This is a genomic window from Burkholderia sp. Bp9012 (assembly GCF_003853825.1).
In the GTDB taxonomy this organism is placed as follows: domain Bacteria; phylum Pseudomonadota; class Gammaproteobacteria; order Burkholderiales; family Burkholderiaceae; genus Burkholderia; species Burkholderia diffusa.
Genome location: NZ_QTQA01000019.1, coordinates 45,879 through 60,725, shown reverse-complemented (window position 1 = coordinate 60,725; position 14,847 = coordinate 45,879). Strand labels below are relative to the sequence as shown.

Genomic DNA, 14,847 nt, shown 5'->3' with positions numbered 1-14,847 from the left:
GCACGGCGCGGGCGCCCTCGGCATCGCGCGTGCTTTTCCGCTAGAGTAGGAAATCGAAGGTCGCATGTGCCGCCCACGCCGGCGCGCCGCGGCCACGTTCCGCAATTGCACACGAGGGCCCGATGGATATCGAGCAACGCTACACAGCCAACGCGCCGACGCGCGCGGAAGTCGACGCACTGGCCGGTGCGACCGTCATCGAATTCGGCGCGAACTGGTGCGGAATCTGCGCGGGCGCGCAGCCTGCGATCGTCGCGTCGTTCTCCGCGCATCCGGCCGTGCGGCACCTGAAGATCGAGGATGGTCCGGGTCGGCCGCTCGGCCGTTCGTTCGGCGTGAAGCTGTGGCCGACGCTGGTATTCCTGCGCGACGGGGTCGAAGTCGCGCGCGTCGTGCGCCCCGCCGATGCCAGGCAGATCGAGGCCGACGGCTTCGCCGCGCTCGCCTGAGGTCGTCGTCATGCAACAGGCCATCACGCATATCGGTGTCGACGCGCGCGGCAGCGGCCTCGTCGAGTTCACGCCGCAAGTGCGCGCATTCGTCGATCAGCAGGCCATCCGCACCGGGCTGCTGACCGTGTTCTGCCGCCATACGTCCGCGTCGCTGCTGATCCAGGAGAATGCGGATCCGTCCGTGCAGCGCGATCTCGAACGTTACTTCGCGACGCTCGCACCCGAAGACGACACGCGCTACGAGCACGACACGGAAGGCCCCGACGACATGCCCGCCCATCTGCGCACGGCGCTTACGCAAGTGCAGCTGTCGATCCCGGTCGAGCACGGACGCATGGTCCTCGGCACGTGGCAGGGCATCTATCTGTTCGAGCATCGTCGCGCCGCGCATCGGCGTGACATCGTGCTGCATTTGATCGGCGAGTAAGCGGGAAACGCGCAACGGGCCGCTGGAAGGCCTGCCCGTCACGCACCGCGGCCACGCTCAGCCGAGCAGCTTCTCGAGGAGTGCGCCAAGTTCGCGCAGGTGAACGGGCTTCGGCAGGAATGCGTCGAACACCTGCTGGTTCTCGCGCAGCGCGGCCGATTCGTATGCGCTGACACCGAGAATGGACGGAAACTTTCCGTCGTCGTCCGGTTGCGCCGCCATCCGGATGCGGCGCGCGACTTCGAAGCCACTCACGTCCGGCAGTTCGAGATCGAGCACGACGAGGTCGTAATGCATATCGCCGAAACGGGCGATGCCTTCCTGCCCGGTGCCGCACAGGTCGACGTCGAGGCCGAGCGCCGAGAGCATCGCGCCGAGCGTTTCGCGCGCGTTGTCGTTGTCGTCGACCACGAGCGCGCGGCGGTTGCGATGCGCGGCGGCGGCCGGCCACGCGGGTGCGTCGCCGGTCGTTTCGCCGGCATCCGGCACCTCGGCCGGCAGCGTCACGACGAACTCGCTGCCTTCGCCGACGACGCTGCGCACGTCCACGTGGCCGCGCAGCGTCGTCACGATCTCGCGCACGACCGCGAGCCCCATCCCGATTCCGTCCACGTGCAGGCCGACCGCGTCGTTCGCGCGGTAGAACGGCTCGAAGATCTTCGACAGATGCTGCTTCGCGATACCGGCGCCCGTGTCCCGCACGGCGAGTTTCAGTTGCCGGCCGGCCGGCGCGTCGACGAGCATGATCGATACGTCGATCGATCCGCCGACGGTGTATTTCACCGAATTCTCGATCAGGTTCGACAGCACCTGACGCAACAGCTTGCGATCGGAGCGGATCGCGAGGTCGTGCGGCTCGACGCGCTGCGCGACGGCGATCCGCTTGGTCGCGATCTTCGCGCGCAGCGGATCGAGCACCTCGGCGAGCAGCGACGCCATGCCGACCGTTTCGGTTTCGGCGAGGCGCTTGGTCGAGCGCAGCTTGATGTAATCGGTGAGGTCCTTGACCAGCGCTTCGAGCGACGACGCGGAATTCTGCAGCCGCCGGATCGTCTTCAGGTTGGCGTCGGACTGCGGCCGCGCGAGCAGGATCTCGATCGAACCGCAGATCGCCTGCAGCGGCGTGCGCAGTTCATGGCTGACCATCCCGAGGAACGCGTTCTTCGCCTCGATCATCTCGAACGCGCGATCGGATGCCTTGCGCTCCGCATCGAGCGCGGCGTCCTGTCGTTCGAGCAGGTCGTCGCGCGTGCGCATCGTATAGAACAGCAGCAGGAACAGCGCGCACAGGATCACGCCGAGGATGATGCCGAGCGACACGATCGCCCGCTGCTTTTCCTTCAGCTGATGGAACGTGAAATCGCGCTGCGCCATCTCGATCGCGCGGAAGTAGTTCGCAAGGCCGTTGACCTTCGGCCAGTACGCGTTGACGTCGTCGATCACGTGCGGCGCATCGTTCGGTGCGTCGCGCAGCAGCGGCACGTCGTGCTTCAGGCGCGCCATGAATGCGCCGAGCACCGCGATTTCCGCGCGCGCGCGCGGGATGCGCAGCCAGTATTCGGACACTTCAGACGGCCGCTGCAGGAACCCGAACGACACCGACAGGCTGTCGAGCTGCATCTGCACGTGGTCGAAGTCGTCGTCCACGTGCGTCGAGTAGAGGATCAGCTGGCGGTCGAAGCGCGTGTAGGCGTTCCGGTATTGCGCGGCCGTCCAGAACACGCCTTCGCGCGGTCCTTCCAGCACGCCCTCGTTGACCGAGGTCGCGAGCAGGTCCCACAGCAGGAATGCCCATGCGGCGAATCCCAGGATCCACAACGATCCCAGGATGAGGATGATCTTTCTGTTCTTCCACCGCCCGCGCATCATGTCGCGCGTTTACTTCACGGTCAGGCCGATGATCTGCCATGCGAACTTGGCTTCGCCGAGCGGCGTCTTCAGCTCGTCGGGATACTGGTCGCGCGGATACATGATCCACAGCGGGCCGTAGTTGTCGTTGCCGAGTACCTTGCCGTTCATCGTGCGTGCGAGGATCACGCCGTACTTGTCGGCGTCCGATACGGGGATCGTGAACGTGTATTCGTCGATGCAGCGGAACTCGATCTGCGTGCCGTGCGCGTCGACGGTCTTCAGCACGTCGGACAGGCGCGGGCCGGTGAAGGTCGCTTTCGGTGTCCAGCTCGTCGACGTGACGATCGTGTGCTGCGGCAGCGCCATCAGCGCCTGCTCGGTAAAGACGAACGTCGTCTTGCCGGGCTGGTTGCTGCGGCCGATCTTGCCGTCGACGGTGAACGTGAACGACGCGGCCCAGCTCGCGGCGGCCATGCCGAGCAGGCCGGCCGTGATCAGGGTCTTGATCCAGAGGGTCGAAATTCGCATGTGTTTCCCTTTTTCGTGTTCGTGTGGTGGCCGGTTCTCGTCGTGGTCTCAGCTCGCGGCGGCGGCCGTGGCCACCGGCTGCGTGATCTTCAGTTCGCGCGCGACTTCGGCGAACAGGATCGGCAGGCGCACCGGCTTTTCCTCGCAGCGCGCGTTGTAGTGCGACACGATGTGCGCGATCTCGTCCTCGCTCGCCTCGCCGGTGGAGATCTTGCCGGTCAGCAGGAAGATCGGCGCGCCGCCGTTCTCGCTCGAGCGGATGCCGCGCACGAGCTCGGCGGCCGTCTGGTCGCCGAGCATCCAGTCGAGGATGTAGCCGTCGAAATCCTCGACTTCCAGCGCCTTGCGGAACGACGCGCCGTCATGGTACGGAATCGCGTTCACGCCTTTTTCGATGAAGTATTCGCACACGGTCTCGGCGACGTCCCGCGAATCGTCGACCACCGCGATCCGCGCCGCGTACACGGTCGGCTGGCTCGAGCGCAGTTCGATGACGTCGACCGGATAGAGGCGGCCTTCGCGCGCGTGCTGGCGTTCGGTGACGATCCATTCGCCCTGCCACTGCAACGCGACGAAATCCGTTTCGGCCTGGCTGCTGGCCTTCGCCGAGATCGCCGCGCGGCAGCGGAAACGGCGCGACTCGATCACGAGCGTCGCGTCGATCATCTCGGCGGCGGCCGGCTGTGTGCCCTTGTCGTCGAGCAGGATCGCGGGCGGCACGCCGAAGTGCGTCGCGATGTCCTGCAACTGCGACAGGTTCCACGGGATCAGGCCTTTCATCTTGCGCGTGACGACCGAGAAGCTGAGGCCCAGCACGTTCGCGATCGTCGTGTTGTGACTGCGCGGCGGAATTCCGTTGCGCGTCAGCAGATCGCGCACCTTGGTTGCGGTAATGAGATCGGCATTGGCCTGCTCGCTATTGGACATCTCGACGGGGTCTCCTGGTTTTAGCGACGAAGAGCATATTCAAAAGTGACGCGATACGCAAACTTTGAAATCACGAATCACCTTGACATGCCATTTTTCTCCATTATTATTGCTCACCACGTCACTATTGTTTGCCGCGTCAGGTTGGGCGCCGGTGTCGACAACGATCGGCCCAGCGAAAAGCGGCAGCCAGCGCGTGACTGAACGATACGAAGAGAGCCTGAGAGAGCCTTGGACCGCGTGTCGGCGTGGGTGAATTGTATTCGCCCCGCCGCGCGCGAGCCGGGTACGCGCTCGCGGGGGTGAAATAGCGCGAAGCAGTGCGGCGCAAATAAATCGAGGGAAAAGTAAAAATGGTTCGCCGTTTTCTGGCACCGGGGCTGCTGTTGTTGTTGGCCGCGTGCGCGCAGGATCCGTCCGCCACCAGCAACACGGTGCGGATCTGCGATGACACCGGGTGTTCCGATCGCCCAAAAGATCAGGTCTCCTATCAAAAGAGGGACGATTCCGACGATCGCGAGGATCCGCGCATCGTTTCGTTGAAGCAGGCCGCGAAGACGCAGCCGAAGGCCGCCTATGACCTCGGCCTGCGTTATTTCCGCGGCGATGGCGTGCGCCAGGACAGCTACCAGGCACTCAAGTGGATGCGCGATGCCGCCGAGCGCGGCGACCTGAACGCGCAGAAGGCGCTCGGCAGTTTCTACCTGTTCGGCCTCGAGGAGATGGGCTCCGATCCGCGCGAAGCGGACAAGTGGCTGTCGATCGCCGCGGGCCGCGGCGACAAGGAGTCGAAAAAGCTGCTCGAGCTCGCCCGCAAGGCGAAGAAAGAAGACGAGGACGACTGGAAATGGCGCACGCAATGGCGTGACGTCTATTACGGCTACTGGTACTCGGGCTATCCGTACTACGGCGTCTGGCATCAGACGTACTGGTACTACTGACCGGGCCGAAAGCAACGGAGGCGGCTGCGGGGAGACCACCATCGCGCGCCACGCCGGGGGGCTTATCAAAGTTCGCACGAACACATAAGCCGAACAACGACTCTATCGATCGACAACGACATGAAGACCATCCTTTCCCAACGTCTCACTCAAGGTGCGCTGGTTGCAGCGCTTTGCGCGTCCGTCGCCGGCTGCGGCGGCATGGTGACGCCCGGCGGCCAGAACGCCGGCGTCACGGGCGCTGCCGCGGGCGGCGCGAGCGCCGGTGCGGATTCGCAACTGCAGCGCTGCGCGTCGCCGCTCGGTACGATCGCGGTCGACGACGGCCGCAATGCCGACTGGTGGGGCCCGTTCGGCAGCGCGACCAAGGTGACGAGCATCGACCCGCTGTTGCGCCTGGCCGTCCAGCAGTCGAACTGCTTCGTGATCACGTCGATCGGCAACCAGAAGAGCGATGCGCGCCTGTCGCGCATCACGCAGCTGCAGCGCAACTCGGGCGAATACCGTGCGGGTTCGAAGCAGCAGAAGGGCCAGCGCGTCGCGGCCGACTACTATATGGAGCCGCAGATCGTGATCAACGATTCGCCGATCGGCGGCATCGGCAGCATGATCGGCGGGCTGATCGGCAACAGCGCGGTCGCGGCGGTGGCCGGGCATCTGCAGACGAAGGCGTCGGTCGTGACGCTGACGCTGTTCGACGTGCGCTCGGCCGTGCAGATCGCGGCGTCGGAAGGCAGCTCGACGGCGACCAACTACGGCGCGGCGCTGGGCGGCCTGGGCGGTGGCGTGGGCGGCGGTCTCGCCGGCTTCTCGACGACGCCGGAAGGCAAGGCGACGGTCGTCGCGTTTATCGACGCGTGGAACAAGATGGTCGTCGCGCTGCGCAGCTACAAGGCGCAGGACGTCAAGGGCGGCCTTGGCCGCGGTGGTCAATTGCAGGTCAACTGACGTTCCGGGCCGGCGCTGCATGTCCTGACGTGCAGCACTGGTCGAACTGGGTGCATCCGGTGCATCGCGGCGTGCGTGCCCGTCTGTGCGGCACGCGCGTGAGAACGACGGCCTGGTCGGATCGAAGCGGCCGTCCAGTGGGAATCGGCAAGAGGCGGCACACAGGCGAGGCGGCGCCGACTTCGCGCATGCCTCCCCGGCGTGCCGCATCGCGCGATCAACCTTCCCGAAAAATCCCGCTATATGCACTCAACGCCGGCACCCCGCCTAGGTGCGCATACAGCACCTTCGACCCCGGCTCGAATTCCCCGCGCCGCACGTGGTCGATCATCCCGTGCATCGATTTCCCTTCATAGACGGGATCGGTCAGCATGCCTTCCAGCCGCGCACACAGACGAATCGCCTCCAGCGTGCCATCGTTCGGCAGTCCGTATTCCGGCCCGGCATAGCGCGTATCGAGCACCACGTCCTTCTCCTCGATATCGCGCCCCAGCCCGACCAGCTCGGCTGTGTGCCGCGCGATGCGCGTGATCTGTTCACGCGTGCGCTCGGGCGTTGCCGACGCGTCGATGCCGATCACGCGGTCCGCGCGTCCGTCGGCCGCGAAGCCGACGACCATCCCCGCCTGCGTGCTGCCCGTGACCGAGCAGACCACGATGTAATCGAACTTGAAGCCAAGTTGTGCTTCCTGCTCGCGCACTTCTTCCGCGAAGCCGACGAACCCGAGTCCGCCGAGCGGATGCTCGGAACACCCGGCCGGAATCGGATACGGCTTGCCGCCCGCCTGCCGCACGCTCTCCATCGCTTCTTCCCAGCTGCGGCGAATGCCGATGTCGAAACCGTCGGCAACGAGCCGCACGTCGGCGCCCATCATTCGTGACAGCTGGATGTTCCCGACGCGGTCGTACACCGGATCCTCGTAGTTGACCCAGTGCTCCTGCACGAGCACGCACTTCATCCCGAGATGCGCGGCGACGGCCGCGACCTGGCGTGTCTGGTTCGATTGAATGCCGCCGATCGACACGAGCGTGTCGGCGCCTTGCGCGAGCGCGTCGGGGACGAGGTATTCGAGCTTGCGCGTCTTGTTGCCGCCGAAAGCGAGGCCGCTGTTGCAGTCCTCGCGCTTCGCATACAGCTCGACCTTGCCGCCGAGGTGCGCGCTCAGACGCCTGAGCGGCTGGATCGGCGTCGGGCCGAACGTGAGCGGATAGCGGGGGAAACGTTGCAGGTTCATCGACAAGCTCCGAAAGGCTGTGGGCGGGAATTCGCATCGGACGGGGGCGGCCGGCACGCCGTGTCCCAATGGAAAATGATAGGCAGGACGGCGCGAAATGAGCTTGCGAAATTAATAACGAAGGCCTACGTTGTCGATGAGATGAGGATCGGATAGATAATTTTCGTTCGTAAAAAGTCCAGGAGACGCAATGAAATTAGATCGTGGCAGTGCCTTGCCGGCCGCCGCCGCGCCGGTGCTCGACCGCATCGACCGCGCGATCCTGCGGCAGTTGCAGCAGGACGCGTCGATCTCGAACGTGAGCCTCGCCGCGAAGGTGAAGCTGAGCGCGCCGGCGTGCCTGCGGCGCGTCGAACGGTTGAAGGAGATGGGGCTGATTCGCGGCATCGTCGCGCTGCTCGACCCGAAGCCGCTGGGTGCCGGGATGCTGGTCGTGATCGGCTTCGTACTCGATCGTTCGACGCCGGAGGCGTTCGCCGAATTCGAGAAGGCCGCGCAGAAGGTGTCGGGGTGTGTCGAATGTCACGTGGTAACCGGCGAATTCGACTACTTCATGCTGGTCCGCACGCGCGACAACGAGAGCTTCAACCGCTTGCACGCGGAACAACTGCTGTACCTGCCCGGCGTGCGGCAGGTGCGTTCGTTCATGGTGCTCAAGGAGATTCTGTCCACGCACGCGCTTCCGGTGTAGCGCATCGCGATGGGGTCGGCCGTGCAGGCTGCGTTGACGGCATGCGGGCCGGGAACGCGCGGCCTCGCAGGGCAGCTCCGTCGAGAAAACGACTGGCGTGCCGCGCTCTGCGTTGCCGCGCCCGTTAGCCGCTGCGTCGCCGCGCGTGATCCTCGCATCGTCACGACGCCGCGCGGCACGATCGCGTATGCTCGTCCCGTCAGCGGCGACGGCGGCTGCCGTAGCCGGATCAATCGTGTAACGACCGATCAATGAGCGAGGGCATGATGGCTAGACAGACGATGGCGGAATACCTGGCGAAGACGCTGGCGGCAGCGGGCGTCGAGCGGATCTGGGGTGTGACGGGCGACAGCCTGAACGGGCTGTCGTTCAGCCTGAGCCAGATCGGCTCGATCCGCTGGATGCATACGCGGCACGAGGAAAGCGCCGCGTTCGCGGCCGGCGCCGATGCCGCGTCGACCGGCCGGCTCGCGGTGTGCGCGGGCAGCTGCGGCCCCGGCAACCTGCACCTGATCAACGGTCTCTACGACTGCCATCGCAATCACCAGCCGGTGCTGGCGATCGCCGCGCACATCCCGTCGACCGAGATCGGCCTCGGCTACTTCCAGGAAACCCATCCGCAGGAGCTGTTCCGCGAGTGCAGTCATTTCGCGGAACTCGTGACCAACGCATCGCAGTTCCCGCGCGTGCTCGCGCGCGCGATGCGCACCGCGATCGAGGAACGCGGCGTCGCGGTGATCGTGCTGCCGGGCGACATCGCGCTCGGCGACGGCCCGGAAGAGGCGCCCGCGTGGAGCGGCTCGGCGCCGCCGTCGATCCTGCCGGCCGACGCCGATCTCGACCGGCTCGCGGCGCTGCTCGACGCGTCGGATGCGGTCACGCTGCTGTGCGGCAGCGGCACGCAGGGCGCGCACGACGAAGTGGTCGCGCTGGCCGACACGCTCGGCGCGCCGGTCGTGCATGCGCTGCGCGGCAAGCAGTTCGTCGAATGGGACAACCCGTTCGACGTCGGGATGACGGGGTTGATCGGCTTCAGCTCGGGCTATCACGCGATGGAATCGTGCGACACGCTGCTGATGCTCGGCACGGACTTCCCTTACCGGCCGTTCTATCCGACCAACGCGAAGATCGCGCAGATCGACTGCAAAGGCTCGCAGCTCGGGCACCGTGCGCCGCTTGCGTTGGGGCTCGTCGGCACGGTGAAGGAAACGATCGCTGCGCTGCTGCCGCGCCTCACGCGCAAGACGCAGCGGCGCTTCCTCGAGAACGCGCTGAAGCACTACGCGGCCGCGCGCAAGGGGCTCGACGATCTCGCGGTGGCCGAGCCGCCGGGCCGCGCGATTCATCCGCAATACCTGACGAAGATCGTCGACGACGTCGCGGCCGACGACGCGATCTTCACGGCCGACGTCGGCACGCCGACGCTGTGGGCCGCGCGCTACCTGACGATGAACGGCAAGCGCCAGCTGCACGGCTCCTTCAACCACGGCTCGATGGCGAACGCGATGCCGCAGGCGCTCGGCGCACAGGGCGCGCATCCGGGGCGGCAGGTCGTGTCGCTGTCGGGCGACGGCGGGCTGTCGATGCTGCTCGGCGATCTGCTGACCGCGCGCCAGCTCAACCTGCCGATCAAGATCGTCGTCTACAACAATAGCCTGCTCGGCTTCGTGTCGATGGAATTGAAGGCGGCCGGCTATCTCGACACGAACGTCGACCTGAGCCCGACCGACTTCGCGGCGATCGCGAAGGGCGCGGGCATCTTCAGCGTGCGCGTCGAACATTCGGAGAACGTCGAGCAGGCATTGCGCACGGCGTTCGCGCATGACGGGCCGGCGGTCGTCGACGTCGTCACGTCGAAGTACGAACTGGCGATGCCGCCGAAGATCGAGATCGCGCATGCGAAGGGCTTCAGCCTGTTCATGCTGCGCGCGATCCTGAGCGGGCGCGGCGACGAGATCGTCGAGCTGGCGAGGACCAACCTGCGGTGAAGTGGCGGAGCGGGGCGAACCGTCAGTTGTCCGACGCGTTACCTCCGGCAGCCGTCCATTCGCGCACGGCTTCGACGAACAGCCGCAGGGCGGCCGGCGGATGCCGGTTCGCCGGATAGTAGAGGCACAGGCTGTCGAACGTCTGCGCCCATTCGGGCAACACGCGCACGAGCCGGCCGTCGGCCAGATGCTCGGCGACCCGCGCGTGCGTGACCCATGCGATGCCGATGCCGGCGAGCGCCGCGTCGACCATCAGGCTCAGGTTACCGAGCGTCATCGGCCCGTCGACGTCGACGCTCACGCGCTTCCCGTCGCGCATCAGGTCCCATCGATAGAGCGCGCCGCTTTCGAAGCGGAACCGGATGCACCGGTGGCGCGTGAGGTCCTGCGGCGTGTCCGGCGCGGGGTGCCGCGCCAGGTAGTCGGGCGACGCCACCGCGACGAAGCGGACAGCGTCGCCGAACCGCACGGCGATCATGTCGCGCGGCACGTCCTCCCGCACGCGGATGCCGGCGTCGAAGCCGTGTTCGACGATGTCGATCAGCCGCGAATCGACGACGAACTCCACGTGAATGTCCGGATAGCGCGCGACGAAGCCGGGCAGCACATGCCGGATCAGCGGGCGCGACGCGGATTCCGACGCGCTGATCCGGATCTGGCCGGACGGCCGGTTGCGGGCGGTCGCGGCGTCGTTCATCGCGTCCTCGAGATCGGCGACGGCGGGCCGCACGCGCAGCAGCAACTGTTCGCCGGCTTCGGTCAGCGCGACGGAGCGGGTCGTGCGGTTGAACAGGCGCACGCCGAGCCGCGCCTCGAGATGACGGATCGCATGGCTCAGCGCCGACGGCGACACGCCGAGGATGCGGGCCGCGCCGCTGAAGCTGCGCTGTTCCGCGATCGTGATGAAGGTCGTGAGTTCGCCGAGGCCAGTGCGCAGCATTAATGAAATTCCCTCAGTAATGTATGAAATGGTACGCCGATTGTTGAGACGTATCCATCAACCTACACTCGCTTCCTCGGGCATCCCGTCAATCGTCTTCACCTTTCAGCAGGAGAAAGTCATGCAAAAGCGCATGCTTGGAAAGAGCGGCCTCGAAGTCTCGGCAATCGGGCTCGGCTGCATGGGATTGAGTTATGGCTACGGTCCGGCCACCGACAAGGCGAGCGGCGTCGCGCTGATTCGCGCGGCGTTCGAACGTGGCGTGACCTTCTTCGATACGGCCGAAGCGTACGGCCCGTTTGTCAACGAGGAACTGGTGGGCGAGGCGGTGGCGCCGTTTCGCGATCAGGTCGTGATCGCCACCAAGTTCGGTTTCGAGAATGGCGAGCCGATGAAGGGCGTCGACAGCCGGCCGTCGCAGATCCGCGCGGTGGCCGACGCAGCGCTCAAGCGGCTGAAGGTCGACCGCATCGATCTGTTCTATCAGCATCGCGTCGATCCGAACGTGCCGATCGAGGACGTCGCGGGCACCGTCAAGGATCTGATCGGCGAAGGCAAGGTCGCGCACTTCGGGCTGTCGGAAGCCGGTGAGCAGACGATTCGCCGCGCGCACGCGGTGCAGCCCGTCGCGGCGCTACAAAGCGAATATTCGCTGTGGTGGCGCGAGTCGGAGGAGCGCATCCTGCCGACGCTCGAGGAGCTCGGCATCGGCTTCGTGGCGTTCAGCCCGCTCGGCAAGGGTTTCCTGACGGGGGCGATCGATGCGAGCACGACGTTCGATGTGACCGACTTCCGCAATATCGTGCCGCGCTTCTCGGAAGAAAACCGCAGGGCCAACGCGGGCCTCGTCGACCTGCTCGGCCGGATCGCGGCCGACAAGGGCGTGACGCGCGCGCAGATCGCGCTCGCGTGGCTGCTGGCCCGCAAGCCGTGGATCGTGCCGATTCCGGGCACGACGAAGCTGCATCGGCTCGACGAAAACGTGGGCGCGGCCGCGGTGGTGCTGACGACCGACGAACTGTCGGCGATCGAGACGGCGCTGCGCCAGATCACGATCGTCGGCGAGCGGTATCCCGCGCAGCTTCAGCAGCGCGTCGACCGCTGATCGGGCAGCCGTCGGTTGCACGGCCCGCATCGATGACGCAATCAGGGACAATCTTCACGTCGCCTTAAGTTTGCATTTCCTAGAATCGATTGATCGCCGCGCGAGCGCGGCGGACCGATTTGTTCAGGAGGATGCACGTGAAAGAGCCCCGTGTCGTCGTAGCCCAGTTGCAGGCAGTCATTGGCACGTCGAAGCTGAAAGCGCAACCGCGCAAGGTTGGCCGATGATCTGGCCGAACGCGTTGCGTGTCTCGGCACTGTTCGTGCGCGAGTGGGTCGGCCGCCCGGCCGCGGTGGGCGCGTTGTGCCCGAGTTCGCGGCATCTGGCGCGCGAGATGGCCGATGCCGTGCCGGACGGCGACGGGCTCGTCGTCGAGCTCGGCGGTGGCACCGGCGCGATCACCGCCGCGTTGCTCGAACGCGGCGTCGCGCCACGGCGCCTCGTGGTGGTCGAGCGGTCGCCGGCGTTCGTGCAGCACCTGCGACGCCGCTTCCCCGGTATCTCGATCGTGTCGGGCGACGCGCGACAGCTCGAGCGGCTGCTGCCGTCCGACGCGGCGGTCGATGCGATCGTGTCCTGCTTGCCGCTGCGCACGCTGCCGCGCCAGGACGTGACGGCGATCGTCGGGCAGTGCGAGCGCGTGCTGTCAGTCGACGGCGTGATGATCCAGTTCACCTACGATTTGCGCGTGCCCGAGCGTCACCCGCTGCGCGATCCGGCATTTGTTGCCGACGCCAGCCGGATCGTGTGGGCAAATATTCCGCCCGCGCGCATCGTCACGATGCGCCGGACCGCGATCGGACAGGCGGCGTGATGCCCACATCGTGCCGCGCTTCCTTTCATCGACCCTGCGGATGCCGTCGGCCGCGGCTCATGTCGCGGCGTCCGGCACGCGCGCCGCAGGCCGCGACGCGGCCCGCCGGATGATGCGGTCGAGCGGCGTCGCGTAGCCGCGCGCGACGGCCGCGCTCAATCCGGCCGACAACACCAGATACGCGACGAGCAGCACGAGCTTGCCGTTGCCGTGCATGGTGGCGGGCGGCCACACCGTGCGCAGCGCGCCGAGCGCGATCAGGTGAAACAGGTACAACTCGTAGCTGAGCCGGCCGCTCCAGCGCAGCGGCGCGAGCGCGCGGCCCGGTGCTCGCTCACCGCGGGCATGCGCGCCGATCAGCAGCACGGCTGTGCCGAGCGCCATCGCGGATACGCCGATCACATGGCTCTGGGCGATTGGCCACGCGAGATAGAGCACGGTCATCGCGATCGCGGTCAGCCATTGCACGGGCGCGGCCGCGAGCCGCTGCCAGCCGGCGCGTCCGGCCAGCACCGCAGTGCAGCAGCCGATCGCGATTCCGTCGAAGCACGCGAAATACGCATACAGAAACCCGCCTTCGTCGCTCGCATGCGTGAAGCGGTACACGGGCCCGATCGCGACGACCGCCACCCAGAACGCGAACAGTCGCGCGTCGCGGCGCAGGGCGATGCACAGCAGCGGAAACGACAGGTAGAACATCTCTTCGACCGACAGCGACCACAGCACGCCGAGCGCGTAATTGACCCATCCATACGTGCCGATCAACACGTTCATCCAGAACGTCAGCGATGCGAGATTGACGAGCCAGAACGACACGGCGACACCCTGCGGCGCGTGGTTCGCGAAGATCGGCACGCCGGTTGCCGCCAGCCCGTTGACAAGCGCGAGCAGCAGGAGCAGGCACGGGACGATGCGCGCGATGCGCGACACGTAGAACGCGCGCACGTCCACCGCGCCGAGGCTGCCCCAGCGGCGGCGCGCATTCGACGTGATCAGGTAGCCGGAGATCACGAAGAACATCGTCACGCCATAGTTGCCGTTGCGGACCACCGCGTGCACCGCGTCCCAGCCGAACATGCGCGCGACGGACGTGTCGCGCAGCGAATACGGGATGTTGAAGTGATGCAGCAGGACGAGCAGGATCGACACGCCGCGCAGCACGTCGATCCGGGCATTGCGCGGCCCGGCGCTCATTGCGGCTGGCCCGGTTGCGCGCGAGCCGGCCGCGCGGCCGGGAACGTGTCGCGTGAATGCCGCACGGTGTCGGATTGGGCGTCGGGCAGCGTGGGGCGCCAGGGGTTCAAGCAGGACTCCATCGGATCGGGATCGGGGCGACATGTGCGATGCAGGCTGGCCAACCGGAAGCGGTGGAGCGTGCGTGCAATTAAAGCGCCGTCCGGCATCGGGGACGCCGGACATCACGGTGGCACAAGTGTATCGGTGGATCGTTGGCGATTGTCCTGTCAGCGTTGACGGGGCGCACGCCGCGCAACCCGACCGGTATGTGCTGCTCTTCCGGCATGCCGTTTTTTGCACTGCAAAGCCGTTTTTTTGCACGGTATTTATGCGGCGCCTTCTAAGCTCGGGATGTGTCCAACAGCCAGGACGCCCTCCGTCCGCACCATGACCTTCATCCATCCCGTACCCGGGTGCGACATCGTCAGCCGCCAGCCGCGTGCCGGCGCGTGCACTACCGTCGTCCCGCTCCCGCCGCCGCGCCCGCGCCTGCGGTTGCCCGTCACGCTGACGGCCGACACCGGCGCGCTCGCGCACGCCCGGCTCGCGGCGCTGCTGCATTCCCCGCTCGGCGTGTATGTGGTCAGCGCGCGTACCGTGCGCGACGTGATCCATGTGGAATTCGACATCGCGCCGGAGGATCTCGATTTCACGCTGCACATGCTGATCGCGCAGCAGGTCGATGCCGTGATCGGTCCCGTTGCCCGCCGTCTGCGCGTGGCGACGCAGGATCGTCAGGCCGGGGAACGCTGATTGCTCGTACGT

Annotated in this window: 15 protein-coding genes; 9 read left to right on the top strand and 6 right to left on the bottom strand. The window is 66.5% G+C overall.

Going from position 1 to position 14,847, the window contains the following annotated elements; translation table 11 throughout:
* Positions 1 to 122: 122 nt before the first annotated feature.
* Both DIE11_RS24275 and DIE11_RS24270 read left to right on the top strand, forming a co-directional pair.
* Positions 123 to 449, top strand: a complete 327-nt coding sequence (locus DIE11_RS24275; RefSeq protein WP_124627666.1) for a thioredoxin family protein — start codon at positions 123 to 125, stop codon at positions 447 to 449.
* 10 nt (positions 450 to 459) lie between these two features.
* Complete coding sequence (locus DIE11_RS24270) at positions 460 to 879, top strand: secondary thiamine-phosphate synthase enzyme YjbQ (protein WP_059605044.1); 420 nt, start codon at positions 460 to 462, stop codon at positions 877 to 879.
* A 57-nt stretch (positions 880 to 936) separates the two neighbouring features.
* Here the strand turns inward: DIE11_RS24270 and atsR are convergent, their stop codons facing one another.
* Genes atsR through DIE11_RS24255 form a run of 3 tightly spaced genes read right to left on the bottom strand, consistent with a single transcriptional unit; the run spans position 937 to position 4,185 of the window.
* Positions 937 to 2,748 (bottom strand): hybrid sensor histidine kinase/response regulator AtsR, encoded by a 1,812-nt coding sequence (gene atsR, locus DIE11_RS24265; protein WP_124627664.1) that lies wholly within the window; start codon positions 2,746 to 2,748, stop codon positions 937 to 939.
* Between the two features lie 9 nt (positions 2,749 to 2,757).
* Positions 2,758 to 3,258 carry a molybdopterin-dependent oxidoreductase gene (locus tag DIE11_RS24260; protein WP_059605050.1) on the bottom strand — a complete coding sequence of 167 codons (501 nt, stop codon included), beginning with the start codon at positions 3,256 to 3,258 and terminating at the stop codon, positions 2,758 to 2,760.
* A gap of 48 nt (positions 3,259 to 3,306) precedes the next feature.
* Positions 3,307 to 4,185, bottom strand: a complete 879-nt coding sequence (locus DIE11_RS24255; RefSeq protein WP_124627662.1) for a helix-turn-helix domain-containing protein — start codon at positions 4,183 to 4,185, stop codon at positions 3,307 to 3,309.
* Positions 4,186 to 4,538: 353 nt separating this feature from the next.
* Between DIE11_RS24255 and DIE11_RS24250 the strand changes: the two genes are divergently transcribed.
* Together DIE11_RS24250 and DIE11_RS24245 are read left to right on the top strand one after the other, a co-directional pair.
* Positions 4,539 to 5,126: a tetratricopeptide repeat protein gene (locus DIE11_RS24250; RefSeq protein ID WP_124627660.1), complete on the top strand. Its 588-nt coding sequence runs from the start codon at positions 4,539 to 4,541 to the stop codon at positions 5,124 to 5,126.
* A 120-nt stretch (positions 5,127 to 5,246) separates the two neighbouring features.
* Positions 5,247 to 6,074, top strand: a complete 828-nt coding sequence (locus tag DIE11_RS24245; protein ID WP_124627658.1) for a hypothetical protein — start codon at positions 5,247 to 5,249, stop codon at positions 6,072 to 6,074.
* 217 nt (positions 6,075 to 6,291) lie between these two features.
* Here the strand turns inward: DIE11_RS24245 and DIE11_RS24240 are convergent, their stop codons facing one another.
* Positions 6,292 to 7,308 carry a 1-aminocyclopropane-1-carboxylate deaminase gene (locus tag DIE11_RS24240; RefSeq protein ID WP_124627656.1) on the bottom strand — a complete coding sequence of 339 codons (1,017 nt, stop codon included), beginning with the start codon at positions 7,306 to 7,308 and terminating at the stop codon, positions 6,292 to 6,294.
* A 190-nt stretch (positions 7,309 to 7,498) separates the two neighbouring features.
* Between DIE11_RS24240 and DIE11_RS24235 the strand changes: the two genes are divergently transcribed.
* Together DIE11_RS24235 and poxB are read left to right on the top strand one after the other, a co-directional pair.
* Positions 7,499 to 7,999 (top strand): Lrp/AsnC family transcriptional regulator, encoded by a 501-nt coding sequence (locus DIE11_RS24235; RefSeq protein ID WP_124627655.1) that lies wholly within the window; start codon positions 7,499 to 7,501, stop codon positions 7,997 to 7,999.
* A 266-nt stretch (positions 8,000 to 8,265) separates the two neighbouring features.
* Positions 8,266 to 9,987, top strand: coding sequence for a ubiquinone-dependent pyruvate dehydrogenase (gene poxB, locus DIE11_RS24230; protein ID WP_124627811.1), 1,722 nt, complete (start codon positions 8,266 to 8,268; stop codon positions 9,985 to 9,987).
* A 22-nt stretch (positions 9,988 to 10,009) separates the two neighbouring features.
* Here the strand turns inward: poxB and DIE11_RS24225 are convergent, their stop codons facing one another.
* Positions 10,010 to 10,927: a LysR family transcriptional regulator gene (locus DIE11_RS24225; RefSeq protein ID WP_124627653.1), complete on the bottom strand. Its 918-nt coding sequence runs from the start codon at positions 10,925 to 10,927 to the stop codon at positions 10,010 to 10,012.
* A 121-nt stretch (positions 10,928 to 11,048) separates the two neighbouring features.
* Here DIE11_RS24225 and DIE11_RS24220 point away from each other — a divergent pair, with 121 nt between their 5' ends.
* Positions 11,049 to 12,032: an aldo/keto reductase gene (locus DIE11_RS24220; RefSeq protein WP_124627651.1), complete on the top strand. Its 984-nt coding sequence runs from the start codon at positions 11,049 to 11,051 to the stop codon at positions 12,030 to 12,032.
* 223 nt (positions 12,033 to 12,255) lie between these two features.
* On the top strand, positions 12,256 to 12,846 hold the full coding sequence (locus tag DIE11_RS24215; protein WP_124627649.1) for a class I SAM-dependent methyltransferase: 591 nt from the start codon (positions 12,256 to 12,258) through the stop codon (positions 12,844 to 12,846).
* Between the two features lie 57 nt (positions 12,847 to 12,903).
* On the opposite strand, the gene DIE11_RS24210 is transcribed toward DIE11_RS24215, so the two are convergent.
* Positions 12,904 to 14,040 (bottom strand): acyltransferase, encoded by a 1,137-nt coding sequence (locus DIE11_RS24210; protein WP_124627647.1) that lies wholly within the window; start codon positions 14,038 to 14,040, stop codon positions 12,904 to 12,906.
* Positions 14,041 to 14,469: 429 nt separating this feature from the next.
* Between DIE11_RS24210 and DIE11_RS24205 the strand changes: the two genes are divergently transcribed.
* Complete coding sequence (locus tag DIE11_RS24205) at positions 14,470 to 14,835, top strand: hypothetical protein (protein WP_124627644.1); 366 nt, start codon at positions 14,470 to 14,472, stop codon at positions 14,833 to 14,835.
* The last annotated feature ends 12 nt before the right edge of the window (positions 14,836 to 14,847 follow it).